This is a genomic window from Vibrio sp. 05-20-BW147 (assembly GCF_013369385.1).
GTDB lineage: Bacteria > Pseudomonadota > Gammaproteobacteria > Enterobacterales > Vibrionaceae > Vibrio > Vibrio floridensis.
On record NZ_SZTO01000003.1, the window covers coordinates 293,257 to 320,159 of the forward strand.

Here is a 26,903-nt window from a genome sequence, read left to right on the forward strand (position 1 = left end):
AGGCTTAATCGATTTGTATAATTGTCGAATAATACACTAAAAAACATTGATTAATACATTACTAAAGGGCATGATTGCCCCACTTTTATTTGGCGATTAGCTTTTCGCCAATTTTTTCAAAATATGGCTTGTCATGGGAAGATCCTTTCTGTAGAATCTGCGCCCTATTGATGATTAGTTTAGCGCACACCCTTATCGCACAAAATGTAGCATAGGCTGTGCGGAAAGAGCGGAGTAAAATATGTACGCTGTTTTCCAATCTGGTGGTAAACAACACCGTGTAAGCGAAGGTCAAACTCTTCGTTTAGAGAAATTAGACGTTGAAACTGGTGCAACTGTTGAATTTGATAAAGTTCTACTTGTTGCTAACGGTGAAGACATCAAAGTTGGTGCTCCTCTAGTAGAGGGCGGTAAAGTAGTTGCTGAAGTTGTACAGCACGGTCGTGGCGATAAAATTAAAATCGTTAAGTTCCGTCGTCGTAAGCACTCTCGTAAGCAACAAGGTCACCGTCAGTGGTTCACGGAAGTGAAGATCACTGGTATTAACGCGTAATCTAATAGGAGAGTTTAACAATGGCACACAAAAAAGCTGGTGGTTCTACTCGTAACGGCCGTGACTCAGAAAGTAAACGTCTGGGTGTTAAACGTTTCGGTGGTGAATCTGTTCTAGCAGGTAACATCATTGTTCGTCAGCGCGGCACTAAGTTCCACGCTGGTAACAACGTTGGCCTAGGTAAAGACCACACTCTATTCGCTCTAACTGACGGTAAAGTTAAGTTCGAAGTGAAAGGTCCTAAAAACCGTAAATTCGTAAGCATCGACGCTGAGTAATTTAGGTTTCTAGCAGAATCGAAAAACCCTGCCGTAATGGTGGGGTTTTTTATTGCAGTCGACATATTCAAAACACCATCTCTTGGTGTCTTCGATCTGTCATCTGCTAAAATGTAGTGATATTGATTTACGGGCGAAATAGCCGGAGTAAGAAATGAAATTCGTTGATGAAGCGGTAATTAAGGTTCAAGCTGGCGACGGCGGAAACGGTGTTGTAAGTTTCTGGCGTGAAAAATTCGTCACCAAAGGTGGCCCAGATGGTGGCGACGGCGGTGACGGTGGTGATGTCTACATCCAAGCCGATGAAAACTTAAATACGCTGATTGACTACCGTTTTCAGCGCTTCTATGAAGCGGAGCGTGGCCAAAATGGTAGCGGTGGCAACTGTACTGGTAAGCGCGGTAAGGATATTACGTTACGCGTGCCTGTTGGTACACGAGCAGTGGATATTCATACTAATGAGATCGTTGCTGAAGTTGCTGAACATGGTAAAAAAGTCATGGTGGCCAAAGGTGGTTGGCATGGCCTAGGTAACACGCGTTTTAAATCCTCGGTTAACCGCGCTCCTCGTCAAAAGACGATGGGGACGAAAGGGGAAATTCGTGAACTTCGCTTAGAGCTTCTGCTACTTGCGGATGTAGGTATGCTTGGTTTGCCAAACGCAGGCAAATCGACCTTTATTCGTGCTGTGTCGGCGGCGAAACCGAAAGTCGCGGATTATCCATTTACTACCTTGATCCCAAGTCTAGGTGTCGTGAGTGTTGTTCCTGAGAAAAGCTTTGTGGTTGCTGATATTCCAGGGTTGATTGAAGGTGCGGCTGATGGTGCAGGTTTGGGAATTCGTTTCCTTAAACACCTAGAGCGTTGTCGTGTACTGTTGCACATGATCGACATCTACCCAATTGATCAATCGGATCCAGTGCAAAATGCGCTGACGATCATCGATGAGCTTGAACAGTACAGTGAAAAATTGGCCAACAAACCTCGTTGGTTAGTCTTTAACAAAGTCGATCTCGTGAGCGAAGAGCAAGCGGATGAGATCATTCAAGAAGTGATCGATGCGTTGGGTTGGGAAGAGCAATACTTCAAGATCTCAGCGGTGAATCGTCAAGGTACGAAAGATCTTTGTTATAAGTTAGCTGACTTCATGGAGCAATTGCCACGTGAAGAACAAGAAATGTCGGAAGCTGAGAAAGTGAACTTCATGTGGGATTACCATCCAGATGCAAATCAGGGTGAAGTGATTACTGAAGACGATGACGACGACTGGGATGATTGGGACGACGAAGAAGATGATGGTCACGTCATCTATGTTCGTGAATAATCGCCTGACGCATATTAAGAGCCGCAATGTGAATTGCGGCTTTTTTGCATCTAAATCATGTTTCAACGATTTCTTTTCGGGCAGAATATTCAGTTTTCAGGAGGTGGGTATGCCTCTTTTTACAGTAAAAGGAATTAGGACGTCGTTATGGCATCAAAACAACGATCGATTTCTCGATTGGTTGCTCAAGCTGGGCAGATGTTGCTAGCCCATGGAGCTGAAAGTACTTTGGTTGGGGATATCATGCGTCGAATCGGCGTTGCTTGTGGCGTTAGCGAAGTCGAAGTGGCTTTGTCTGCTAATGCTTTAGTGGTGACAACGGTGATGAATGGTCATTGCATCACGACGACTCGCAGTTGTGTTGATCGCGGAATCAACATGAAAGCGGTCACTGAAATCCAGCGTATTTGCATCATGATGGAAAAAGGCATTTTAGATGCCAGTATGGCGCAAAAAAAACTCAATGCCATCAGTCCTGAACGTTACAATCGCTGGTTGGTGGTGTTCATGATTGGATTGTCGTGTGCTTCGTTCGCTCGTCTTGCTGGAGGAGATTGGGCTGTATTTGCGATGACTTTCATTGCCTCTGGCTGTGGTATGGTTGTGCGCCAAGAGATCGGGCATCGTCATTTCAACCCACTTTTGAACTTTGCTGCAACGGCGTTCGTGACCACCCTTATCTCTGCACAAGCGGTCATTCTTGAAATTGGCAACTTGCCGACGGTGGTGATGGCCTCGTCTGTGTTAATGCTGGTTCCTGGTTTCCCATTGATTAACTCGGTTGCAGATATGCTGAAAGGTCATATCAATATGGGTATTGCTCGCTTCGTTATGGCGAGTTTACTGACGTTGGCGACCAGCTTAGGGATTGTCGCGGCGATGAGTGTAACGGGTATTTGGGGATGGTCGAGCTAATGGAGTTGCTAATCGGTTTACTCAACGATATGTTTTTTGCCGCGATTCCAGCGGTTGGGTTTGCATTGGTGTTCAATGTGCCACCGAGAGCGTTAATTTATTGTGCGCTCGGCGGTGCCATTGGTCATGGCAGTCGATATTTGATGATGAAATTTGGCATTCCGATCGAATGGGCGACGTTTTTTGCGGCTACCTTAGTCGGGATGATTGGTGTGTACTGGTCACGGCGTTTGTTAGCGCACCCGAAGGTGTTTACTGTCGCGGCATTGATTCCAATGGTTCCCGGCGTATTCACTTTTAAAGCCATGATCGCAATGGTGGAGATCAATCATCTTGGCTATACCCCAGAGTTGGTGGCGGTTTGTATGGAAAACTTTTTAAAAGCGATGTTCATCATTGCGGGACTGGCGGTTGGCCTTGCCGTCCCCGGACTGTTATTCTACCGCCGCAGACCAATAGTGTAAGGAAGAGAGATGATCATCAGTATGATTGCCGCCATGGCAAAGCAAAGAATCATTGGTAAAGATAACCAGATGCCTTGGCATCTTCCCGCAGATTTTGCTTGGTTCAAACGCTGCACGATGGGGAAACCGGTCGTGATGGGGCGTAAAACGTATGCTTCGATCGGACGTCCGTTGCCAGGGCGATTGAATATTGTGATTAGTCGTGATGAAAGCTTGGTTATTGAGGGGGTCACCATGGCCAGCTCGATTGCGCATGCTTTAGCGTTAGCGGGGGATGCGGATGAAGTGATGATCATCGGTGGCGGTTCAATTTACGCTGAGTGTTTACCAAGAGCTGACAAACTCTATCTGACGTTTATCGATGCCACTATTGATGGTGATACTCAGTTTCCTGATTGGGGGGAGCAATGGTACGAGAGCCATCGCGAACATTATTCTGCTGATGAGAAAAATGGCTACGCGATGGATTTTGTTATTTTAGAAAGAGATAATTGCTAGTTTGCTAGTTTGCTAGTTTGCTAGTTTGCTAGTTTGCTAGTTTGCTAGTTTTCTAGTTTTCTAGTTTTCTAGTTTTCTAGTTTTCTAGTTTTCTAGTTTGCTAGTTTTCTAGTGCCTTCTGACTAAATACTTGTTTGTCTTCCCAGCGGATCAGAGTCAGGCTGCCATCCCAAACGCAGCCTGTATCCAATCCAATCACTTCTTCGCTAATATAACCTTCTAAAGCCGCCCAATGACCAAATAAAACGGGTTTATCAAGTGCTCTACGCTGTGGCAATTTAAACCAAGGCATCAGTTCGCTTTCTTTTACTTCTGATGGTGGCAGTTTGCAATCCATATCCAAACGCCCATCGGTGAAGCAAAAGCGCATGCGTGTAAAGGCATTGATGATGTAACGGTAGCGATCCAAGCCGGAGAGATTGTCCTGCCAGAGATCGGGTTGGTTGCAGTACATATTCTCAATCAGCCAGCGGTAATTTTCGCTGCGCAGCAGGCTTTCTACTTCCTCGGCACACAAACGTGCTGTCGTAAGATCCCATTGAGGCGAGATGCCTGCGTGGCAAACGACAAATTCTGGGTGTTCTGCAAGAAGCGGTTGCTGGCGCAGCCACTGGAGTAGTTCATTACCATCTTCACTTGCAAAAATTGGCGCGGTTTTGTCTTTGGCTTTGTTATTGCGGATCCCCAGAGATACGGCAATGAGATGGAGATCGTGGTTACCCAAAACCACTTTGGCACTGTCGCCGAGTGATTTGATAAATCTCAGTGTTTCTAATGATTTTGGTCCGCGCGCGACCAAATCACCAGCGACCCAGAGTGTATCCTGGTTTTTATCAAACTGGCACTGCGCTAATAGCAGCATCAATTCATCAAAACAGCCTTGGATGTCTCCAACAATATAGTTTGCCAAATTATTGCCTCAAATCAGTTAAGAATGTTGGGAACCGCGAGGCGGAAAGGTTCAATTTCGACGACAAATTCTTTGCTTTGAGCATCGTGCATGATGTATTGACCTTGCATGACACCAACTGGGGTGTCTAATGCGGTGCCGCTGCTGTAAGTGTACTCATCACCAGCATCGATAAACGGTTGTTGGCCGACGACGCCATCGCCTTCGACAGAGATCTGTTTGCCATTGGCATCGGTGATCAACCAGCGTCGACTAAGCAGTTGTACGCTCTCAGAACTGTGGTTTTTAATGGTAATGATGTAAGCGAAGATATAGCGAGCAAGTTCAGGATTGGATTGTTCTTCGACGTATTTGGTGTGAACTTGAATTTGAATACGGGGTTGAGATACGTCCATGCTGACTCCGTGTTTGGAAAAGCAGAGAGTGAGTCTATGCTCACTCTCATACCGATAGATTTATTTATGGTTAGCATCCAGCCAGTTTGCCATCGCCACAAATTGCTGCAGCGTCAGATTCTCTGGACGCATGCCAGGGTTTACCCCGAGTTCTTCAAGAACTTGCTCACTCATCAGTGACTTATAACAGTTACGCACGGTTTTGCGGCGTTGGTTAAAGCCTTCGCGGCAGACGCGTTCTAGCCATTGCAGGTTATTTGCTGGGTGAGGTAAGGTCTCGTAAGGAACGAGGCGAACCACCGCTGAGTCGACTTTCGGTGGTGGTACAAAAGCGGTTGGTGGTACTTCCAACACGGGTACCACTTTACAGTAGTATTGTGCCATCACTGTGAGACGACCATAGGCTTTGCTACCCGGACCTGCAGCAAGGCGGTTCACCACTTCTTTTTGCAACATAAAGTGCATGTCTTGAATGTCTTTATGAAATTCAAATAGGTGGAACATCAGCGGTGTTGAAATGTTGTAAGGCAGGTTACCAAAAATACGTAACTTATTGTTTGGTTTCACTAATTGAGTGAAATCAAAACGCATCGCATCCCCTTCATGAATCGTCAGTTTGTCTGCCAATTCTGGATGAGTACGAAGGCGCTCCGCCAAATCTCGGTCAAGTTCGATAACGGTGAATTTGTCCACTTCGCGGCCAACTGGTTCGGTAATCGCGCCTAAACCAGGACCGATTTCAACCAGGTTTTGTCCCGGTCTTGGGTTAATGGCCGATACGATGCCATCAATAATGTACGGATCGTTAAGGAAGTTCTGACCAAAGCGTTTACGCGCTTTGTGCCCCATATGGACATCATTTCTCATTGTTTTTTCTCTACCAGTTCTATCGCATGCTGAAGTGCTGTTCGGAAGCTCCCTGTATCCGCTTGGCCAGTCCCGGCTAAATCGAGTGCAGTTCCGTGATCTACCGATGTTCTTATAAAGGGTAGACCAAGAGTAATGTTGACCGACTGACCAAATCCCTTGTATTTCAACACAGGCAAGACTTGGTCGTGATACATACCTAGAACAGCATCGGCATCGTTTAAATATTTTTCATTGAAAATGGTGTCTGCTGGCAATGGGCCTAGCAGATGGATTCCTTTTTCTTGACGAATTTTTTCCAGCGTCGGCGTGATGGTTTCAATCTCTTCACGGCCTAAGCATCCGTCCTCTCCTGCGTGCGGGTTTAATCCACACACGTAAATCTTAGGCTCGGCAATGGCGAATTTTTCTACTAAGTCGCGATGCAAAATATCGATGATCTTCTGCAATCGCTCTGCAGTGACCGCTTTCGACACATACGCCAATGGAATATGTGTCGTGACAAGCGCTACTCTTAAGCCTTCGGTGGCTAACATCATGACCACAAGAGGCGTGTTTGATAGCTCGGCAAAAAACTCGGTATGGCCGCTAAAAGCAACCCCAGCTCGGTTAATCACCCCCTTGTGAACAGGGCCGGTGACAATAGCATCAAATTCGCTTTTCATACAGCCTAAAGCGGCTCTTTCCAGCGTTTTTAATACATAATGACCATTCTCTTCATTGAGCTGCCCTGCCACACAAGTACTCGGCATATCGATATGCTCGACCACTAATGTCCCCGCTTGTTGGGGGGAGGGGGCAGTTGAAGCATCATAATCAAGCAGGGTAACGTTAATCCCCAATTGCTCTGCACGTTGGGTGAGCATGTTTTTATCTGCACACACCACTAACTGGTGTGGCCAATGCTCTTTTGATAAAGCGAGAACAAGATCGGGACCAATGCCAGCGGGTTCTCCAGCTGTCACCACTAAGCGTTTAACCATCGTTTTCTTCCTCGTTGATGATTTCGACAAACGCACCTGCTCGAAGCTCTTGCATCCAAGCGCCGACTTCCTCGTTGAATTTACGATTAAAGAGGATGCGATAGGCCTTATTTTTCATCGCAGAGTCGGTGCGGTCGACTTCACGGCGGTCAAGCACTTCAACAATATGCCAGCCATGCACGGTCTTAAAGGGCTCGCTAATAGTGCCAACGGCCAAGGTTTCAACTTGATGTTTAAACTCCGGCACATACAAATCAGGAGTTTGATAGCCCAACTCACCGTCTTGCGCTGCTGAGCCAGGGTCTTGGCTGTATTGCTGCGCCAATTCACCAAAGGTTGCTTCGCCTGCGCGAATTCGACGGATAAACTCATTCAGTTCGCGCTGAGCACCTTCATCGCTCAAAATGACCGTTGGTTTTAACAGAATATGTCGTGCATTCACTTCTGTGACAGCGACCGTCTCTAAGCCTTTCACGTCTTCGATTTTGAGAATGTGAAAGCCGACACCACTGCGGAATGGGCCAATGATGCTGCCTTTGTTCTGCATTTTAATTTGATCGGCAAAAATGGTTGGCATCTCTTCTTTACGCATCCAACCCCAATCACCACCTTGCAGTGCTTTAGGTCCTTTGGAATAAGTGTATGCCATGGTGCTGAAATCCGCGCCACTATTCAGTTTATCGACCAGTTCTTTTGCTTGTGCTTCCAGTGCTGACTTATCTTGGCCTTCAGTAAATCGCAGCTGGATGTGGCCAATGCGGTACTCAACGCTGGCATTGGTTTCTTTTGCAAGTAGCTCAGCCAGATTATCGACTTCTGCTGGAAGAATGTTAATTCGACGACGAACTAACGCATTGCGTGCTTCGGATGCCGCCATTTCTTTACGGATCTGCTCGCGAAATTCAGCGTAGCTAACACCTTCACTTACGATTGAAGCAGACAGTTCTTCTATGGATTGCTTGTTGTTGCGTGCAATCTCTTCAATCGCTTGATTGAGGCGAGTGTCATCAATTCGTACGCCGATACGATCGGCTTCTTGTGTTTGCAGTGTATCTAGGATCAATTTGTCGACGATTTGTTCGTGCAGCACTTCAGCGTCGGGCAGAGCTTGGCCGCTTTTTTTCGCATTTGCGCGCAAGGTTTTGGTGGCGGTGTTGATGTCACTTTGTAGGATAACGCCATCGTTCACAATCACAGCGACTTTATCGAGCTCAACAGGCGCGGAAATGGCACTGCTTGTGACAAACATGCCAAGTAAAAGGGTTTTCCAAACGTTCATTTTGTAATCCATGTAAACCATTGTTTTGTTTTTTTGATATGAGATCAAAAAGCACTAATTATTCAGATAGAATGGGCGACCATAAGTGATCGCGTTATCTGAGCTATCTAGCTCTTTTGCGGCGGTATCGGCTTTGTTTTTCGTTGCAAAACCTTGAATGCCAAAGTTAACACTGATGTTGGTATCGTAAACAGGCTCATTGTTGTCCCCACCGACAACGTCATTACGCCATTTCACTAACTGATTGGTGTAGGTGAAGCCGATGTACCAACAGTCTGATTGGTAACGCAAACTGGCCATCCATTCCAAATCGATCTCTTCGGTCAAATCGTAGTAGTACTGACCGCTAGCGGACCAATGACGGTTAATGTTGTATGCACCGACGATACCTGCTTGAGAAATGCCCTTGCGAGTCACTTTGTCGAGCTCTTCAAAACTGATGGTGTCTTCAATATAGTCTTTAGTGACATAGCGATAGTTGCCTTGAATAAAGCCATCGGCAAACTGGTACTCCAAGGTGCTGTTGGCCAACTGCATTTGATTCAAGTCGATATCGTACTGGATACCACCATGGTAAAACAGGTAGTCATCGTAGTTGAAATCGGTTTCGACGGCCCATGATGAATAATTTGAGGTTTCTTCTTTGTTTCCTGTGAGCTTGGTCTTCTTGTCGATGTAATAGATCTGACCAAAAGAGATGTTCAAGCGCTCTTTATGTTCATCGTCAAAGAAACGAGTGCTTGCCCCGTAGCTCAGTTGATTCGCGGAAGCAATTTTATCGATACCACTGTATTTTCGGCTGCGAAAGAGCCCATAGTAGTCAGTTTGCAGCAGCGTCGTATCGTAGTTATAGATAGTATCTTGCTGCTCTTCTGGAATGTAGAGATACTGAAGTTGAGGCTCTAGGCTTTGCGTATAGCCCTCAAATAACTGAGCTTCTCGCTCTAGGTAGAGACGAGCATGGGAACGATATTCTGGAAGCACACGTGTAATCTTTTCGTCAAGTGTCGCTTTTAAATCGGCATCGGTTAATTGTTCCAAATCTTGCTCGTAGTAAGTCGCCAGCAGACGAGCTTCAGTGGTCCACGTTGCCCAACTGGTCGAAAGGGGCACGATAAGACTTGGCTCTACGTGGGCACGCAATGCGTTTGGTTTGGATTTGTCTTTGGTATTGAACTCTGTGAGCTCGCTTTTCAAATCAAAGTTTAAGTAGTTGCCAAACAGAGGAGTGTAGTAGTTGAACTTCATCTGTGGCAGCAAACGATAAGGTTGATTGTTGTCTGGCAATAAAACTTGGAAGTCACGTACTTGCAACGACATATCCCAATGCTCAGAACGGTAGGCTACCTTTCCTTGTTGCAAAAGTTGTCCATCTTCGCGGTTACCAAGATCCGAACTCAAATCACGGAAGTAGTCGATATCACTCACTTGCGAGTAATCAAGTGAGACTAACCACTGTTTATTGATGATGCCGTCATGTTTGTATTGATAACCCCAGCGGTTTTGCTCTTGATATTTATCGTCGCCGGGCAAGTACTCCCCTTTAAGCTCGCCGGCTCCCCAACCATCGGTGAGATAACGAAAATCAGCATCTTGCTTCACGCCACGCTGCTGCATATAGAGCGTAGTCAGCGTTAAATCGTAGTTTGGGGCGATGTTCCAATAAAAAGGAACCTCAATCTCTAGGCCATCGCTTGAACCATACGATACCGAGGGGAAAAGAAAACCTGTTTTGCGTGTGTTCCCAATGGGTAGGGTTAAATAGGGAGCGTAAAAAACGGGTACATCCAAGACCTCAAATCTTGGATGATAGAAAGTGGCGGTCTCTTCATCTTGGTCTACTTCAATTTTCGAGGCGACCAATCGCCACGAATTGTCATCGGCTGGACAGGAGGTAATGGAGCCATCTTCTAATTCGTATACCGCTTGACCGGTTTTTGCAATATAAGCGGCTTGACCGCGGCCTTGCTGGCAAATAAATTGGTACTCAGTGTTTTCAAGCGCAAAAGTCTCGTCGGTCATGTTGTTCGTGATCTTGCTAGAACTCGCTTTGACTTCGCCATCATTGAAGGTGACATTGCCTTCTGCCACGACAATATTATCTTGTTGGTGTAGGGTAACCGACTGTGCAGTAATTTTTTTATTACCTTGGATGACTTCAACATCACCGGAATAGACGGCTTTATCTCCATTGATGGCTTGTAAATTGTCCGCTTGAATTACGATTTCAGCATTTGCATCATTTTCTTCCGATTGGACCAAACATTGATCGGTGGTGGGCATTTTTTGCGCACTGTTGTTTTGTGTCGCTTCAGCTTGAGCGTTGGAGGCAAACAGGGCGGTCGCTATGGAAGCCGCTAAAAATGTCCGAGAGAAATGTTGCATTAAAGGAACTACCCTATGTCACTGCTGTGCTTTGGCACTATGGTGGTCGTGGTGAAAAAATGATTGCCTTATCATAAAGGAAATCCGTGCTTCCAGCACTATATGACCGTCACTGACGGGAAAAATTCATAGATTGAGAACTCACAAATGCAGATTTTTGGCAAAATTCTTGGTGTCTTTTTTGGTTTTTTGTTCGGCGGGGTGTTTGGTGCGCTGTTCGGTTTATTTCTTGGACACCAGTTTGATAAAGCGAGGCGATTGAGTCAAGCGGGCTTTAAAACCGCAGGTTTTGGCCAAGGACCAAGCCAAACGCAGCGACAGGAAGAATTTTTTAAGTCCGCGTTTGCGGTGATGGGGCATGTGGCAAAAGCCAAAGGCCAGGTCACTAAAGAGGAGATCCAACTCGCCAGTGCGATGATGGATCGAATGAGTTTACACGGTGAGCAGCGCAGGGCTGCACAAGAGGCATTTCGTGCAGGAAAAGAGCGAGATTTTCCGTTAGAACAAGTGCTTGAAAGGGTAAAAATCGCCACTAGTGGCCGTTTTGATTTATTGCAGTTTTTTTTAGAACTGCAGATCTCTGCGGCTTTTGCTGATGGTGATGTACACCCGAGTGAGCGTAATGTTTTACACAAAATTGCGCGAGGTTTAGGCTTTTCGTCGGAGCAGTTGGAGCGGCGCTTGCAAATGCAAGAAGCGGCCTTTCGTTTCCAACGTCAAGGTGGGTTTGGTGGGCACCAGCAGCAGTCTAATCACTCTTCCTCTCACGGAGGTTGGCAGCAAGCTTCATCGATGGATCGCCTAGCAGATGCGTACAAGATCTTAGGTGTGGATGCTGATGCTGATGGAAAAGAAGTGAAGCGAGCTTATCGGAAGTTAATGAACGAGCATCACCCAGACAAACTGATGGCCAAAGGCCTACCGCCAGAAATGATGAACGTGGCAAAAGAAAAATCACAAGAAATTCAGAGTGCCTATGACCTGATTAAAAGAGAAAAAGGTTTTAAATAGTTATGGAGCAGGCAGAGGATCTTATCGATCTTTGAAGACGAGAAAGCTTTTTTGCTAGGCGTTTGGAACAAGTGGAAGAATCCGTTCTCAGAACAAAAAAATCCGAGCACATTGAGGTTGCTCGGATTTTTCATTAGATGCTACTACGACTAAAATGAGTGGGTTTGATTAATCAATAAGATTAAGCTCAGCCAGCACTTCTTCTGCCCAGCGTACCCAAGCTTCACGCATCATCAAATTACGGCGCAAGGTGAGGCGCTCTAGGCGGCCTTGCTTATCCAGTGTCGATGGTGTCGCGTAGTAAGCGGCTTCAATTTCTTTGTAGTGTGAGACAAGCTTGCGAGACTCTTCAACCAGTTCACCGAGTTGTAAGCGGTAAGGTGCAGAGGGTTGTACTGAGCAGGCCATCAGTTTTGCTGAAAACTCGTCGCGTACAGTTGGGTGGGCTGTCGGTTGATCAAACCACTCACCTAATGCTGAGCGTCCAGCGTCAGTAATTGAATAAACTTTGCGATCCGGCTTGCCTTCTTGCGGTTCCAATACACAAGTTACCAGCTCTTTCTCTGCCATTTTATTCAGCTCACGGTACACCTGTTGGTGACTTGCTTTCCAAAAGTAGCCGATAGAAGCGGAGAATTCTTTAGTGATATCGTAACCGGTCGCATCACGAGTGCTTAAAACGGTTAGAATTACGTGTGGTAATGACATGTCTTCAATCCAAATGGTCAATAAACTTATGAACAAGCTGCCTGCACGGCGTTTACATTCTTGTTGATGCAATTTGTTTATGTGCAGTCAGCACCAACAATGTTGGTCCTGTCACCTTTAAAGCCGTTTATCACCTAGGGTGGATGGAGCGATTCCATCAGGCTGCAGAAATAATATTTTGATGTGTGATCCGCAGCGGATGAGTAGTATATCTAAATAATAAGCATAAAGTGGAATAGCAGGACAATATTACCCAAAAAACTAACAAAATGCTCAATAGTGATATTTGGTAGAATAAAGTGCTTTTAATGTGCGTCATTTGGTTTTTAATCTAGCTTTATATTCTAGTTTTTTGTTGTTGCGCTTACATGGTGATGGTGATCTGGAGCACAGAATGAGTAATTTTTATAAAATGCCAGCAAGGATGAATCGTGGCTGAAATGAGTCCTTGAAACGCCTGATGTTGCTTTCCGCTTATTAAGAGAAGTGAGGAGAGAATGTCAGTTGCAAGAGGAAAAAGGGCATGAGGCCATTGAAGAGTGAGAGTGGTATTGGATGGGCTCTGAAACAAAAAGAGCTGGCGTCAGTCGCCAGCTCTTTTACGTCTCAATGAACTTAACCTGTGTTACGCATACCTGCGGCGATACCCGCGATGGTCACCATCAACGCTTCTTCAAGCGCTTCCGATACCACGCCTGCTTGACGAGTGCGGTAAAGCAGTTCTGCTTGAAGCATATTCAACGGTTCGATGTAGATATTACGTAGTCGAATAGACTCTTGACCCCAAGGATCGCTTTGCATCAAGTTCTCGTTGTTTTCGACGTTAAGCACGGCTTTGATGTCGCTTTGCAGCTGCTCACGTAAACGATCACCAAGGGGTAGCAGCGATTTGTCGGCGAGACGTTCATCATAGTAACGAGAAATCTCACTGTTACACTTGAGGTACACCATCTCAAGCATGCCCAAACGCGTGGAGAAAAATGGCCATTCACGGCACATTTCTTCTAAAAGTGCTTGATGGCCTTTGTCAATCGAGTACTGAATCGCTTCACCAGCACCTAACCACGCAGGCAATAGTAAGCGGTTTTGGCTCCAAGAGAAAATCCAAGGAATTGCACGTAGGCTTTCCACGCCACCATTTGGGTTGCGCTTGGCAGGGCGAGAGCCTAGTGGCAGTTTACCCAACTCCAGCTCAGGTGTTGCTTGGCGGAAGTAAGGGACAAAGTCTGGCTCACCACGAACCACACTTCGGTAGGCTTCACAGCTTACTTGCGACAGCACTTCCATCAGATCGCGCCACTCTTGTTTTGGCTCTGGTGGTGGCAGCAAGTTGGCTTCAAGGATCGCACTGGCGTACATGTTGAAGCTGTTAACAGCCACATCAGGCAAACCGAGTTTGAAGCGAATCATCTCACCCTGTTCGGTTACGCGTAGGCCGCCTTTCAAGCTCTTTGGTGGTTGAGACAGCAGTGCTGCATGTGCCGGAGCACCGCCACGACCAATGGTACCGCCACGGCCATGGAATAAGGTCAGCTCAATGCCTTCTTGTTCAGCGACGTTCACTAAGGCTTCCATCGCATGGTATTGAGCCCAGCCTGCCGCCATTACGCCGGCGTCTTTTGCTGAGTCGGAATAACCGATCATCACCATTTGATGGTTTTGAATAAAGCCACGATAGAGGTCAATGCTCATCAATTGTTTGATCACCGCTTCGGCGTTGTTTAGATCGTCGAGCGTTTCAAACAGCGGGCAAACGTCCATGCGATAAGGGCAGCCTGATTCTTGCAGCAGTAGATGCACCGCGAGTACATCAGAGGCTGTTTTGGCCATCGAGATGACGTAAGCACCAAACGCTTCACGGGATTGCGCGGCAATGATTTTGCACGTATCGAGCACTTCTTTGACTGGCTCTGAAGGTTGCCAATCACGTGGTAGTAGAGGGCGCTTCGATGACAGTTCATTGGTCAAGAAAGCGATTTTGTCTTGTTCACTCCAGTGATTGTAATCACCAATGCCTAAGTAACGTGTCAGCTCTGAAAGGACATCAGCATGACGGGTGCTTTCTTGACGAATGTCCAAGCGAACCAGATGTACACCAAACGCTTTGACGCGACGCAGTGTATCGAGTAGCGAGCCTTCGGCGATCATGCTCATGCCACATTCGCGTAGTGACTGATAACAAGCGAAAAGAGGATCCCAAAGTTGCTCAACACTTTGCAGCGGCGCTTTTACTGCCAGCTTCTGGCCGTTAATTTTCGCATCCAGGATATCTTTGGTATCACTCAGCAGCGTGCGCAGTTGTTTCAGGATGGCACGATAAGGCTCGTGTTCATCTTCACCTGCCAATTGACGAACGGTGTCGTTGCACTTGGTCATTGACAGCTCGCTGATCAACTCATTGATGTCTTTGAGGTAAAGATCCGCCGCTTTCCAGCGCGAGAGCAGCAACACTTCACGTGTCACAGTATGGGTCACAAACGGGTTGCCATCTCGGTCACCACCCATCCAAGATGAGAAATGAACAGGGCGAGCATCAATTGGCAAGCCTTGGTCTAGATAGTCTTTGAGCTTTTCATCAAGCTCGCGTAGAAAATCTGGCACTGCTTCCCAGAGTGAATTTTCCACCACGGCAAACCCCCACTTCGCTTCATCGAGTGGTGTTGGGCGCTGTTTGCGAATCACGTCGGAGTGCCAGCTTTGTGCGATAAGTTGCTCGAGGCGTTTTTCTGTCTTGTGGCGCTCTTTGTAAGAAAGATCGCTCAGCTCTAACTTAGACAGGCATTCGTTGATTTTGACCAGTTTATTGATCATGGTGCGGCGCGTGATTTCCGTCGGGTGCGCAGTCAGCACCAGTTCAATGTTCAATTCACGAATCGCTTGGGCGGTATCGAGTTTATTGATGCCGTTTTGACCAAGCTTAGCAAACAGCGTATTGATCGCATCCGGCTCACACACGTGTGCATCGCAATGGCGAGAGATGGTGTGGTATTGCTCGGCAATGTTGGTCAAATTCAGAAATTGGTTAAAAGCGCGAGCCACCGGGGTGAGCTGCTCATCTGGCAGGCTTTTGATTTCTTCAATCAGGTTGTTACGATCAGCCTGATTGCCTGCGCGGGCAGATTTGGAGAGCTTACGAATGGTCTCCACCTTCTCTAAGATTTCGTCGCCATGGGCTTCTTGAATGGTGTTACCCAATAAGTGCCCCAACATGCTGACATTACTCTTGAGCGCGGCGTATTTCTCGTTCATTGTCATCCTGCCTCGTAAAAAAATTACATCCATTGTTCCTTGTTAAGCCACCAATCTAGCGAAATTTAATATATTTAGTCAAATAAAGCAGACTAAGTTTGCAAATATTCGCTCGCTGTTCTGACTTAAAGCAAAGTATTGCTTTGTAAATAAACGATATTGAAAATTTATTACAATTTATAAGGCAGAGTGGCGCAAGGCAACTCTGCCGATATGCAACTAAAAACAGTATTTGCGCATTGCTTTACTGAGCACGTCAATCGTCGGGTCGATAAAGTCAAACGCCAAGAACTCATCGGGTTGGTGAGCTTGGTCGATAGAGCCTGGGCCCAGCACCAGTGTGGGGCAGAGCTGCTGCAAAAATGGCGCTTCGGTACAGTAGTTCACGGTTTGTGATGGTGTACCACAGAGATCTTCTATGCCATGAATAAATGGATGATCATGTTGGCACTCGTAACCAGGGATTGGCTCGTGCAGCGGTACGATCTCAATCCGTCCCGGCCATTTTGCTTGCACCTCTTTGAGTGCCCCACGCAGCAGATTATCCAAACCGTCGAGACTAATGCCAGGCAGCGGTCTGACGTCATAATGCAATTCACAGCAACCGCAGATGCGGTTGGCACTATCGCCCCCATGAATATGGCCAAGATTCAGTGTTGGAGAAGGGATCGCAAACCCAGGGTTATGATACTGTTTGATTAACGTATCACGCAGTTGCATCAGCGCGAACAGGACTTCATGCATGATCTCGATGGCATTGACCCCTAATGATGGATCAGAGGAGTGGCCCGATTTCCCTGTGACTCGCACGACATTAGCGACATGGCCTTTGTGCCCACGAACGGGCACTAAACTCGTTGGCTCACCAATGATGCAGTAGTCAGGTTTAAAGGGGGTATGCGCACTAAAGTGGCGCGCACCGAGCATGGTGGTCTCTTCATCACAGGTCGCCAGCACATAAAGGGGTTTATTTTGTCCTTTCCAATCCATGCGTTTGGCGGCTTCATAAATAAAAGCAAAAAAGCCTTTCATGTCGGCGGTGCCCAAACCATAGAACTTGTTGTCTTTCTCAGTGAGTTGGTGAGGGTCAAAGCTCCAGCGGCCTTGATCAAAAGGCACCGTATCACTGTGTCCTGCCAGCAGTAGTCCGCCCTCTCCCTGACCTTTCTGTGCCAATAAATTGTATTTACCTGGTTCGACTTCGGTTACATCCACATCAAAGCCCAACGCGGCAAACCAGTCGGAGAGCTTTTCGATCACCGCTTGGTTGCCTTGGTCCCAACTTGGGTCGCTAGAGCTGATGGATGAGGTGGAAATTAAGCCACGGTAAACATCAAGAAAACTCGGTAATTGCATAGATTATTCACTTCCCCTGTTGACAGTTGGGTAACAAAAAGGTAAAACACATATTAACTCATATTTAATGAATAAAAAATCAATATAAAGCAAATTTTAAATATGAATAGTCACTTTTACACTTTCTAAGTTTACGGATGTACTGAGATGTTAAAAACCACAATCATAGGTGCCAGCGGTTACACAGGCGCTGAGTTGGCACTGATGGTAGAGAAACACCCTGAGCTCACGCTAGCAGGTTTGTATGTATCCGCCAATAGCAGTGATGCCGGCAAGTGTATTTCTCAACTGCATGGCAAACTCGCGGGTGTGATTGAAATGCCCGTGTTGCCGCTAACGGATCCGCTCGGGGTAGCCCAAGACTCTGATGTGATTTTTTTGGCGACGGCACATGAAGTCAGCCATGACCTTGCTCCGCTCTTTTTGCAGCAAGGTTGTCAGGTGTTTGATCTCTCAGGTGCATTCCGTGTGAAAGGCGATGATTTCTATACTCAGTTTTACGGTTTTGCACACCAGCACAGTGAGTGGTTGGACAAAGCGGCATATGGTTTGGCTGAGTGGAATGAAGAAGCCATTAAAGCCAGTCAATTGGTGGCGGTTGCTGGGTGTTACACCACTGCGGCACAATTGGCAATTAAGCCGCTGCTGGTCTCTCAGTTAGTGGATACCAATCAATGGCCAGTGATTAATGCAACCAGTGGTGTTTCTGGTGCAGGTCGCAAAGCGTCGATGACCAATAGCTTTTGTGAAGTCAGCTTACAACCTTATGGCATTTTTAATCACAGACACCAACCGGAAATCGTTCACCATCTTGGTTGTGATGTGATCTTCACGCCTCACCTTGGCAACTTCAAACGTGGCATTTTGGCGACGATTACTATGAAGTTGCAGGATGGTGTGACGAAAGAACAAGTCGCGCACGCTTTTGCGCAAGCCTATGACAGAAAACCTGCGGTGCGCCTTAAAGGGGATGTTATCCCACGCATTCAGGATGTCGAATTTACCCCATTCTGCGATCTTGGCTGGAAGGTTCAAGGTCAACACATCATCGTGATTTCGGCCATTGATAACCTATTAAAAGGGGCATCGAGCCAAGCGATGCAGTGCCTAAATATTCATTACGGTTTTTCACCACTAACAGCCTTGCTGTAACGCTTTGGGTAAGGAAAAGAAGATGACACAACCAAGCTTAAATCCTCTTGTAATCAAATTAGGTGGTGCGGCGCTATCGTGCAGCCAAACCTTGAGCCAACTATTTGGAGCCATTGCCAGCTACCAACAAAAAGAGCAGCGACAAATCGTGATTGTGCACGGTGGCGGTTACCTAGTGGATGAGCTGATGGAAAAGTTACAACTTCCGACAGTGAAGAAAAACGGTTTACGTGTAACACCTTACGATCAAATTCCGCTGATTGCAGGCGCGCTCGCAGGGACTGCGAACAAATTGCTACAAGGACAAGCGATGGCGGATGGTCTGAATGCCATTGGATTAAGCCTTGCCGACGGTGGCTTATGTCAGGTTGAAGAGTTGGATCCAGAGCTCGGAGCGGTAGGCAAAGCGACGCCTGGGGATTCAAGCCTGTTGCAAACGATTTTGAACGCAGGTGCCTTACCGATCATCAGCTCAATTGGTTTAACAGCGCAGGGGCAGCTCATGAACGTCAACGCTGATCAAGCTGCTGTTGCAGTGGCTGGGGCATTAGATGCGCAACTGGTCCTTCTGTCTGATGTGAGTGGTGTGCTTGATGGCAAAGGGCACTTAATTAAGAGCTTAAACCAACAAGAAGCCGATGCCTTGATTGCCGGTAAGGTGATTACCGATGGCATGATTGTCAAAGTCCAAGCTGCCTTAGAAGCCGCAAACGATTTAGGGCGAGCGATTGAAGTCGCAACCTGGCGCTATCCAGAAAATCTGGAAAAACTGTTTGCCGGAGAAAGTATCGGGACCCAGTTCTTACCTGCATAACTATTTGAATGAAACAGCTATACCCAAACAACTTGAAGCTGCAGGTAGGCGGCAAATGAGTGAATCCCCATGAGCATAGATACGCTATGTGATTGGGGTGAACGAATGCAGCCAACACCGCTGCAGCTTCAAGTAGGAAGGGTATAACTCAACAAGATTAAGAAGTCGTATGGCACTGACCGCCGAGTGCAGGCCAGACAAATGGAGAATGGAAATGAGCAAATTAAATGTCAATAAAGTGGTTGTCGCTTATTCAGGCGGTTTGGATACGTCAGTGATCATTCCTTGGTTAAAAGAGAACTACGATTGTGAAGTGGTGGCCTTTGTTGCTGATGTGGGTCAAGGCGAGGAAGAGCTTGTCGGTATTGAAGAGAAAGCGATCGCCTCTGGCGCTTCAGAATGTTATGTCGTCGATCTGAAAGAAGAGTTGGTCGCTGACTACATCTACCCAACACTGAAAACGGGCGCTTACTACGAAGGCAAATACCTCTTGGGGACGTCTATGGCGCGTCCGGTGATTGCCAAAGCACAAGTTGAAATTGCCCGTAAAGTGGGGGCTGATGCACTGTGTCACGGCTGTACTGGTAAAGGGAATGACCAAGTGCGTTTTGAAGGTGCCTTCGCCGCATTGGCCCCTGATCTGAAAGTGATTGCGCCTTGGCGTGAATGGGATCTTGTGAGTCGTGAGCAGTGTTTAGACTACTTGGCTGAGCGCAACATTCCTTGTGCTGCGTCGTTGACCAAAATCTATTCTCGTGACGCGAATGCGTGGCATATCTCTACTGAGGGTGGCGTACTAGAAAGTACCTGGAATGCACCGAATGAAGATTGCTGGGTATGGACCGTCGATCCAGAGCAAGCGCCGAATGAAGCAGAATACGTTACCCTGCAAGTTGAAAAAGGTGAAGTTGTGGCGGTGGATGGTGAGCAAATGACGCCGTACAACGCGCTGGTTTACTTGAACGAAAAAGGGGCGAAACACGGTGTTGGTCGTATCGACATTGTAGAAAACCGTCTGGTTGGCATGAAGTCTCGTGGTTGTTATGAAACCCCAGGGGGCACCATTATGATGGAAGCGCTGCGTGCGGTTGAGCAGTTGGTGCTGGACAAAACCTCTTTTGAGTTCCGTGAAGAACTGGGTTTAAAAGCGTCTCACCTTGTCTATGATGGTCGCTGGTTCACACCACTGCGTAAATCGATCATGGCTGCGGCAGATGAGTTGGCACAGGATGTCAATGGTGAAGTCGTGGTGAAGCTGTATAAAGGTATGGCAACAGTGACGCAGAAACGTTCTGAAAACAGCTTGTATTCCGAAGCGTTTGCAACCTTTGGTGAAGATGAAGTGTACGATCAAAGCCACGCAGGCGGCTTTATTCGCCTTTACTCACTTTCTAGCCGCATTCGCGCACTCAATAGCCAGAAATAACCAGCGCGGTTATTGTTGAATACAAGAAAGGCTCAGCAGGCATCTGCTGAGCCTTTTTGTATGGGAGGTTTTAAAATTATTCATGAATAAATATGTAAAAATAATGAATTTATACTTTATTTTTTGGCGAGTTTGTCGTAACGTGGGCACATAACAATACCTGCATTCCTTACCATGAATGGGTAAGGGATCGAGCAACACACTTACACCGGTTAGCAATAGTCATCAGGAGAGACGCAATGGCATTATGGGGCGGAAGATTTACCCAAGCGGCAGATACCAGGTTCAAAGATTTTAACGATTCGCTTCGCTTTGATTACCGACTGGCCGAGCAAGACATTGTTGGCTCTATTGCTTGGTCTAAGGCGTTGCTGTCAGTCAATGTGCTGAGCAAAGAAGAGCAGCAAAAACTGGAGTTTGCGCTGAACGAATTGAAACTTGAGGTGATGGAAGATCCTCATCAAATTCTTCATTCCGATGCGGAAGATATTCATTCGTGGGTTGAACAGCAACTGATTGGTAAAGTGGGCGACCTGGGTAAAAAGCTTCATACTGGTCGCTCGCGCAACGACCAAGTCGCCACTGACCTGAAATTATGGTGTCGCCAGCAAGGGCATCAGTTGCTGTTGGGATTGGATAAATTGCAGACGCAAATGGTGAATGTGGCAAAACAGCACCAAGCCACGGTCCTGCCGGGCTATACCCATTTACAACGTGCTCAACCTGTGACGTTTGCACATTGGTGCTTGGCCTATGTGGAAATGTTTGAGCGTGACTATTCGAGATTGAGCGATGCACTGACTCGTCTTGACACCTGCCCGTTAGGTTCAGGAGCGTTAGCGGGCACAGCGTATCCGATTGATCGTGAGCAACTGGCACAGGATTTGGGCTTCCGTCGTGCGACACGCAACTCACTGGATTCGGTCTCTGATCGCGATCATGTAATGGAGTTGATGTCAGTTGCTTCGATCTCGATGTTGCATTTATCTCGTCTTGCGGAAGACATGATTTTCTACAACTCTGGTGAGTCGGGCTTTATTGAGTTAGCCGATACGGTGACCTCAGGATCGTCCTTGATGCCACAAAAGAAAAACCCAGATGCGCTAGAACTGATCCGTGGCAAAACGGGCCGCGTGTATGGCTCTCTTGCGGGCATGATGATGACGGTAAAAGCCTTACCGCTGGCGTACAACAAAGACATGCAAGAAGACAAAGAAGGGCTGTTCGATGCTCTCGATACTTGGAACGATTGCATGGAGATGGCAGCGCTTTGTTTTGATGGGATTAAAGTCAATGGAGAGCGCACGCTTGAAGCGGCGAAACAAGGTTACGCTAACTCGACTGAACTGGCCGATTACTTGGTGGCCAAAGGGATCCCATTCCGCGAAGCACACCATATTGTCGGTGTTGCTGTGGTCGGGGCCATTGCACAAGGCTGTGCACTTGAAGAGCTATCGCTTGAGCAATTGCAATCTTTCTCTCCCGTGATTGAAGCCGATGTTTACCAAATTCTGACCATAGAGTCGTGTCTTGAAAAGCGCAGTGCGTTAGGTGGGGTATCACCAAAGCAAGTGGCGTATGCGGTTGAACAAGCGGACAAGCGCCTTGCTGCACGCGATACGACGTTAGTTAAGGTACGTCCTGCTCGCATCACCGATATTGAAACTTTAGAGAGCATGGTGGCTTACTGGGCAAACCTAGGGGAAAATTTACCGCGTACACGCAGTGAGATTATCCGCGATATCGGTTTGTTTGCGGTGTCTGAACATCAAGGCTTAGTGACCGGGTGTGCATCCCTTTACATCTACGATTCTGGTTTGGCAGAGATCCGCTCTTTAGGCATCGAAGCGGGCTGGCAGAGACAAGGTCAGGGAACGGCAGTGGTTCAGTATCTGATTGATAAAGCCAAAGACATGGCCATCAAAAAGCTGTTTGTGCTAACTCGTGCCCCTGAGTTCTTCCTGAAACAGAACTTCGTGCAAACCTCGAAGTCGCTGCTTCCTGAAAAAGTCTTGAAAGACTGCGACAAATGCCCACGACAGCATGCGTGTGACGAAGTCGCGCTCGAATTCAATCTAAGTGAGCAGATTATTTCTCAGGTTAAAGTTGCATAGCGTTTGATTTCATTAGAAATTTAGTTCGGGCGATAAAAAAGATCAAAAAAGATCGTATTTTATGGGAACTATCAGAAAGCAGTGCAGTCTACAGAGTTACCACTGCTTTTTCTTAGAAATCTCTAGGAAGACCCCGACACCGAGATTGGTAGCGGGGTTTTTTTATTTCTGCTTATCACGCGTTTTTTCACTGAGCTTGCGAGCCTGCCAAGGCAAAATCACGTACTTCATCCATAAATGCAAAAAGAGCAAAATGTTAAAAGCAAATCCGGCCACGATCAGAGCAATTGATTCGATTGAGGTGGGGTTGTCTCTGAATGCGAACCACCAAATGATCCAGCATATAACGGACAACACGGTCAATTGATCGAGGCAGCGCTGGCATCGACCTATCTTTTTCCAAAACCAGTGTTGAGAGCAATCGTTACATGACATGTGGTCAATTCCATGGATAAATTGAGTAAAGTTTCATGACAAAACCTGCCGCCTATTGGGTATAGTATAAAAGTAACGTACGGAAACTTAAGTACAATATGAAATAAAAACCGCTGTGAGGCGGTCGTTATTTGCCTGCGGCAAATTTCCTTTGTTCTGGCGTCGAGAGTGGGATGAAGATGAAACATCTCATCATTAAACACGACGAAAAATTTTGATAGTTATTAGAATCTGATGTTATGTTTTTGATAGCTATATTCTATTGAGGTGGGTATGAACATTCGCGATTTCGAATACCTAGTGGCTTTGGCAGAGCATAAACATTTCAGAAAAGCAGCTGAAGCGTGTTTCGTGAGTCAACCAACACTAAGCGGACAAATTCGTAAACTGGAAGAAGAGATAGGGACAACGCTACTTGAGCGTAGCAGTCGTCGAGTGCTTTTTACCGATGCTGGTTTGCAACTTGTTGAGCAGGCAAAAAATATTCTCAAAGAGGTCAAAACCTTTAAAGAGATGGCAAGTGGTCAAAGTGGGGCGATGACAGGGCCGATGCATATTGGCTTTATTCCAACGCTGGGCCCTTATTTATTGCCAAAAATTGTACCTCAACTCAAAGAGCGTTTCCCTGAGCTGGAGCTGTTTTTGCACGAAGCACAAACACAACAGTTAGTGCGACAGCTCGAAGATGGCAAACTCGATTGCTTAGTACTGGCGTCGGTAGCAGAGACTGAACCATTTAAAGAAATTGAAGTGTATAACGAACCATTAAGTGTTGCGGTGCCATGCCATCATGAATGGGCTGCGCTCGAACAGCTGGATATGTTAGAGCTCAATGGAAAAACCGTATTAGCGCTTGGGGATGGTCATTGCCTTCGCGATCAGGCGTTAGGATTTTGTTTCGCGGCAGGTGCTCGTGATGATGAACGCTTTAAAGCGACCAGCTTGGAAACGTTGCGCAATATGGTCGCTGCGGGGGCTGGGATCACCTTGCTGCCAGAGCTCTCGGTACCAAAAGAGAAGCAAAAAGATGGCGTGAGTTATATAAAAGCGGTCAATCCGGTGCCTTCTCGGACGATCGTGGTGGTTTATCGCCCTGGCTCTCCACTGCGTGCGCGTTTTGAGCAGTTGGCAGCAACCATCAAAGAACTGCTCGTGAGTGGTTCAAAGCAGTAATGTTTGTCTGCTGCGCCAATAAATAAAAAGGTTGCCAAATGGCAACCTTTTTTGTTTTTGACTGGCTAACTTAGAACAATGCTTCTTCATCACTTGAAGAAGAATAGATGCTTTCTTCCTCGACGCTCGAAACATACTCGGTCGGCTCTGTACCACGAATGAAATACTCAAACAGAGAGCTTTCGTCTGTTTTGTTGGTGAGTAATCCTGTTTCTCGGTCAATACGGACACGAACAATGTTGGCGGGGAGTACTTTCTCGTGCTCTGGAACTCCGTCGAGAGCCAACTTCATAAAATCGATCCACGCTGGCAATGCGGTTTTAGCTCCCGATTCGGCCCCAGAGGTTTGTTGGCTATCTAAGTTGGCGTTAGTGGTGGTTTTACCGAGTGTACGGCTATGATCATCAAAGCCCACCCACGAAATCGCTACCACACCCGGACCATAACCGTTATACCAAGCATCTTTGGAATCGTTGGTTGTGCCGGTTTTACCGCCGATATCGCGTCGCCCCAACGTTTGTGCACGCCAGCCAGTACCATTCCAACCTGTACCTTCACGCCAGTTACCACCACCCCAGATATTGCTGTACATCATTTCGCGCATGATAAAGGCGTTCTGTTCGCTGATCACTTGCTTGGCAAATGGCTGAGTAATCTCGGTGCTTTCACCATTCCCATTATCTACAACGGCTTCTGTGGCCACTGGGCAATCTTGCTGACAGATGGTTTGTGGCTGCGACTCAAACACGACATTGCCATAAGGATCTTCAATATGGCTGATGTAATAAGGCTCTACATAGTAGCCCCCATTGGCAAAAACCGAGAATCCCTGTGCCATTTTCATCGGTGTTAAACTACCAGCACCAAGTGCAATCGTTTCTGAACGTGGCAGTTGGTCGAGCTCAAAACCAAAGCGAGTGAGGTATTCACGCGTTTCGTCCAGCCCTACTTCACGTAGAGTACGAACCGCCATGACGTTTTTCGACGTCGCTAGGCCGATACGTAAACGGGTTGGACCAATATAAGTCGGAGGCGAGTTCTTAGGACGCCATGCCGTACCTTGGCTTTCATCCCACTTGTTGATTGGTGCGTCGTTGATCAACGTGGCCAGAGTCATGCCTTTATCGACCGCAGCTGAGTAAATAAAGGGTTTGATACTCGAACCCACTTGACGAACGGACATGGTGGCGCGGTTGAACTTGTTATGGACAAAGTTGAAACCACCAACGAGAGAAAGTACCGCACCATTATCAGGATTCATGGCGATAAAAGCCGTGTTTGCATTTGGCACTTGGCTTAGTTGCCAGCTTTCATGCTGATCACCCTTTTCATCTTGCGTCATCATTTTGCGCACCCAAACTTGCTCACCTTCAGCAAGGATTTCTTTGGCTGAAGTTGGGGCGCTGCCTTGGCGTTCATCAGTAATGAATTTACGTGCCCAATTCATACCTGACCAAGCGATGGTTTGGCTTTGTTCACGTTTAACCCAAAGGGTTGCGTTTTTGCCTTCAACCTTGGTCACAATGGCTGGTAGCAAATCGCCGTAAGCCGGTTGGTTGCTTAGATGCTCGTCCATCTTAGTTTCATCCCAAGCGGACTCGCCTGCTTTCCAAAGTACACTTTCTGCGCCACGGTACCCATGGCGTTCATCATAGGCCAACAAGTTGTCAATCGCTGCTTTGTTGGCTGCGGCTTGGAGCTTGGAGTCGATGGTCATATAGACATTCATACCAGAAGTATACGCTTTCTCTTCACCGTACTCCTGTACCATCCAAGCTCGAGCAAGTTCAGCAACATACGGTGCGCTGACTTCGATCTCTGCGCCATGGAACTGAGAGATCAGAGTTTCCGCACGTGCGGCATCATACTCTTCTTGGGTAATGTATTTTTCATCCAACATACGCATTAGAACGACATTGCGACGATTGGTCGCACGTTCTAGAGAGTAGATCGGATTGAGCGTTGATGGTGCTTTTGGCATTCCCGCCAAAGTTGCAATCTCGCTTAAGGAGAGATCTTGCAAATCTTTGCCAAAATAAACACGAGCCGCCGCGCCAAAGCCATAAGAGCGATAACCAAGGAAAATCTTGTTAACGTACAGCTCCATAATCTCTTCTTTTGATAAGAGCTGTTCGATGTGAATCGCAATAAAAATCTCTTTCACTTTACGCATCAATTTCTTCTCGTTCGAGAGGAAGAAATTACGTGCTAGCTGCTGAGTGATGGTGCTTGCCCCTTGTTTGGCAGAGCCTGACATTGCGACAACTAACGCCGCTCGGGTAATGCCGATTGGGTCAATCCCGTAATGGTCATAGAAGCGACTGTCTTCTGTCGCGATCAGCGCGTGGATCAACGATTGAGGAATTTGATCGTAGGTGACTGGAATACGACGCTTCTCACCAAATTGCGCAATTAATTTCCCATCTTGGCTAAACACCTGCATCGGCGTTTGCAGTTCGACATCTTTAAGTGTCGCGACATCGGGTAGGTCTGGCTTTACGTATTGATAAAAGCCAAAAATTGTTGTGACTCCAAGAATTATGCAAACTAATGCAAATATAAGTAATCGCTTTATGAACTTCACCGGAGAATCCCTGTTTAGTTGAGGCTGTAT

General features: G+C 46.9%; 23 protein-coding genes. 12 read left to right on the top strand and 11 right to left on the bottom strand.

Annotated elements, in window-relative coordinates:
* Positions 1 to 241 precede the first annotated feature (241 nt).
* The 6 genes from rplU (at position 242) to folA (ending at position 4,032) form a co-directional block, all read left to right on the top strand.
* Positions 242 to 553, top strand: coding sequence for a 50S ribosomal protein L21 (gene rplU / locus FC652_RS04185; RefSeq protein ID WP_128811754.1), 312 nt, complete (start codon positions 242 to 244; stop codon positions 551 to 553).
* A 20-nt stretch (positions 554 to 573) separates the two neighbouring features.
* Entirely contained in the window at positions 574 to 831 is a 258-nt protein-coding gene (rpmA, locus tag FC652_RS04190; protein WP_176297591.1) for a 50S ribosomal protein L27, read from the top strand.
* A 154-nt stretch (positions 832 to 985) separates the two neighbouring features.
* Complete coding sequence (gene cgtA, locus FC652_RS04195) at positions 986 to 2,155, top strand: Obg family GTPase CgtA (RefSeq protein ID WP_176297592.1); 1,170 nt, start codon at positions 986 to 988, stop codon at positions 2,153 to 2,155.
* A gap of 147 nt (positions 2,156 to 2,302) precedes the next feature.
* On the top strand, positions 2,303 to 3,070 hold the full coding sequence (locus FC652_RS04200) for a threonine/serine exporter ThrE family protein (RefSeq protein ID WP_176297593.1): 768 nt from the start codon (positions 2,303 to 2,305) through the stop codon (positions 3,068 to 3,070).
* Positions 3,058 to 3,534, top strand: a complete 477-nt coding sequence (locus tag FC652_RS04205; RefSeq protein WP_038940587.1) for a threonine/serine exporter family protein — start codon at positions 3,058 to 3,060, stop codon at positions 3,532 to 3,534. Before FC652_RS04200 ends, FC652_RS04205 begins: the two co-directional genes overlap by 13 nt.
* A 9-nt stretch (positions 3,535 to 3,543) precedes the next feature.
* Positions 3,544 to 4,032 (top strand): type 3 dihydrofolate reductase, encoded by a 489-nt coding sequence (gene folA, locus FC652_RS04210; RefSeq protein WP_176297594.1) that lies wholly within the window; start codon positions 3,544 to 3,546, stop codon positions 4,030 to 4,032.
* A 100-nt stretch (positions 4,033 to 4,132) separates the two neighbouring features.
* Here folA and apaH read toward each other — a convergent pair whose 3' ends face one another.
* From apaH to lptD, 6 genes are read right to left on the bottom strand one after another with little or no spacing between them, the layout of a single operon-like run.
* The gene (gene apaH, locus FC652_RS04215) at positions 4,133 to 4,942 is read right to left on the bottom strand and encodes a bis(5'-nucleosyl)-tetraphosphatase (symmetrical) ApaH (RefSeq protein WP_176297595.1); all 810 of its coding nucleotides are present in this window, start codon (positions 4,940 to 4,942) and stop codon (positions 4,133 to 4,135) included.
* A 14-nt stretch (positions 4,943 to 4,956) separates the two neighbouring features.
* Complete coding sequence (gene apaG / locus FC652_RS04220; RefSeq protein WP_176297596.1) at positions 4,957 to 5,337, bottom strand: Co2+/Mg2+ efflux protein ApaG; 381 nt, start codon at positions 5,335 to 5,337, stop codon at positions 4,957 to 4,959.
* A gap of 60 nt (positions 5,338 to 5,397) precedes the next feature.
* Positions 5,398 to 6,204: a 16S rRNA (adenine(1518)-N(6)/adenine(1519)-N(6))-dimethyltransferase RsmA gene (gene rsmA, locus FC652_RS04225; protein WP_011078742.1), complete on the bottom strand. Its 807-nt coding sequence runs from the start codon at positions 6,202 to 6,204 to the stop codon at positions 5,398 to 5,400.
* Positions 6,201 to 7,187, bottom strand: coding sequence for a 4-hydroxythreonine-4-phosphate dehydrogenase PdxA (gene pdxA / locus FC652_RS04230; protein WP_176297597.1), 987 nt, complete (start codon positions 7,185 to 7,187; stop codon positions 6,201 to 6,203). Before pdxA ends, rsmA begins: the two co-directional genes overlap by 4 nt.
* Entirely contained in the window at positions 7,180 to 8,466 is a 1,287-nt protein-coding gene (gene surA / locus FC652_RS04235; protein WP_176297598.1) for a peptidylprolyl isomerase SurA, read from the bottom strand. The genes pdxA and surA overlap by 8 nt, the downstream gene beginning before the upstream one ends.
* 54 nt (positions 8,467 to 8,520) lie before the next feature.
* Positions 8,521 to 10,851 (bottom strand): LPS assembly protein LptD, encoded by a 2,331-nt coding sequence (gene lptD / locus FC652_RS04240; RefSeq protein WP_176297599.1) that lies wholly within the window; start codon positions 10,849 to 10,851, stop codon positions 8,521 to 8,523.
* A gap of 147 nt (positions 10,852 to 10,998) precedes the next feature.
* Between lptD and djlA the strand changes: the two genes are divergently transcribed.
* Entirely contained in the window at positions 10,999 to 11,862 is an 864-nt protein-coding gene (djlA, locus tag FC652_RS04245; protein WP_176297600.1) for a co-chaperone DjlA, read from the top strand.
* A 168-nt stretch (positions 11,863 to 12,030) separates the two neighbouring features.
* Here the strand turns inward: djlA and FC652_RS04250 are convergent, their stop codons facing one another.
* The 3 genes from FC652_RS04250 to argE form a co-directional block, all read right to left on the bottom strand.
* Complete coding sequence (locus tag FC652_RS04250) at positions 12,031 to 12,570, bottom strand: PadR family transcriptional regulator (protein WP_176297601.1); 540 nt, start codon at positions 12,568 to 12,570, stop codon at positions 12,031 to 12,033.
* A 615-nt stretch (positions 12,571 to 13,185) separates the two neighbouring features.
* The gene (ppc, locus tag FC652_RS04255) at positions 13,186 to 15,819 is read right to left on the bottom strand and encodes a phosphoenolpyruvate carboxylase (protein ID WP_176297602.1); all 2,634 of its coding nucleotides are present in this window, start codon (positions 15,817 to 15,819) and stop codon (positions 13,186 to 13,188) included.
* A gap of 219 nt (positions 15,820 to 16,038) precedes the next feature.
* The gene (argE, locus tag FC652_RS04260) at positions 16,039 to 17,175 is read right to left on the bottom strand and encodes an acetylornithine deacetylase (protein ID WP_176297603.1); all 1,137 of its coding nucleotides are present in this window, start codon (positions 17,173 to 17,175) and stop codon (positions 16,039 to 16,041) included.
* A 147-nt stretch (positions 17,176 to 17,322) separates the two neighbouring features.
* Between argE and argC the strand changes: the two genes are divergently transcribed.
* From argC to argH, 4 genes are all read left to right on the top strand, one after another.
* The gene (argC, locus tag FC652_RS04265) at positions 17,323 to 18,327 is read left to right on the top strand and encodes an N-acetyl-gamma-glutamyl-phosphate reductase (RefSeq protein WP_011151286.1); all 1,005 of its coding nucleotides are present in this window, start codon (positions 17,323 to 17,325) and stop codon (positions 18,325 to 18,327) included.
* A 22-nt stretch (positions 18,328 to 18,349) separates the two neighbouring features.
* Positions 18,350 to 19,141 carry an acetylglutamate kinase gene (gene argB, locus FC652_RS04270; RefSeq protein ID WP_011079346.1) on the top strand — a complete coding sequence of 264 codons (792 nt, stop codon included), beginning with the start codon at positions 18,350 to 18,352 and terminating at the stop codon, positions 19,139 to 19,141.
* A 214-nt stretch (positions 19,142 to 19,355) separates the two neighbouring features.
* The gene (locus FC652_RS04275) at positions 19,356 to 20,567 is read left to right on the top strand and encodes an argininosuccinate synthase (protein WP_080538777.1); all 1,212 of its coding nucleotides are present in this window, start codon (positions 19,356 to 19,358) and stop codon (positions 20,565 to 20,567) included.
* A gap of 239 nt (positions 20,568 to 20,806) precedes the next feature.
* Positions 20,807 to 22,681: an argininosuccinate lyase gene (argH, locus tag FC652_RS04280; protein WP_017789759.1), complete on the top strand. Its 1,875-nt coding sequence runs from the start codon at positions 20,807 to 20,809 to the stop codon at positions 22,679 to 22,681.
* A gap of 162 nt (positions 22,682 to 22,843) precedes the next feature.
* On the opposite strand, the gene FC652_RS04285 is transcribed toward argH, so the two are convergent.
* The gene (locus FC652_RS04285) at positions 22,844 to 23,116 is read right to left on the bottom strand and encodes a DUF3624 domain-containing protein (protein ID WP_176297604.1); all 273 of its coding nucleotides are present in this window, start codon (positions 23,114 to 23,116) and stop codon (positions 22,844 to 22,846) included.
* A 273-nt stretch (positions 23,117 to 23,389) separates the two neighbouring features.
* Here FC652_RS04285 and oxyR point away from each other — a divergent pair, with 273 nt between their 5' ends.
* Positions 23,390 to 24,289, top strand: coding sequence for a DNA-binding transcriptional regulator OxyR (gene oxyR / locus FC652_RS04290; protein WP_176297605.1), 900 nt, complete (start codon positions 23,390 to 23,392; stop codon positions 24,287 to 24,289).
* Between the two features lie 70 nt (positions 24,290 to 24,359).
* On the opposite strand, the gene FC652_RS04295 is transcribed toward oxyR, so the two are convergent.
* Positions 24,360 to 26,873 carry a PBP1A family penicillin-binding protein gene (locus FC652_RS04295; RefSeq protein ID WP_176297606.1) on the bottom strand — a complete coding sequence of 838 codons (2,514 nt, stop codon included), beginning with the start codon at positions 26,871 to 26,873 and terminating at the stop codon, positions 24,360 to 24,362.
* Between the last annotated feature and the right edge of the window lie 30 nt (positions 26,874 to 26,903).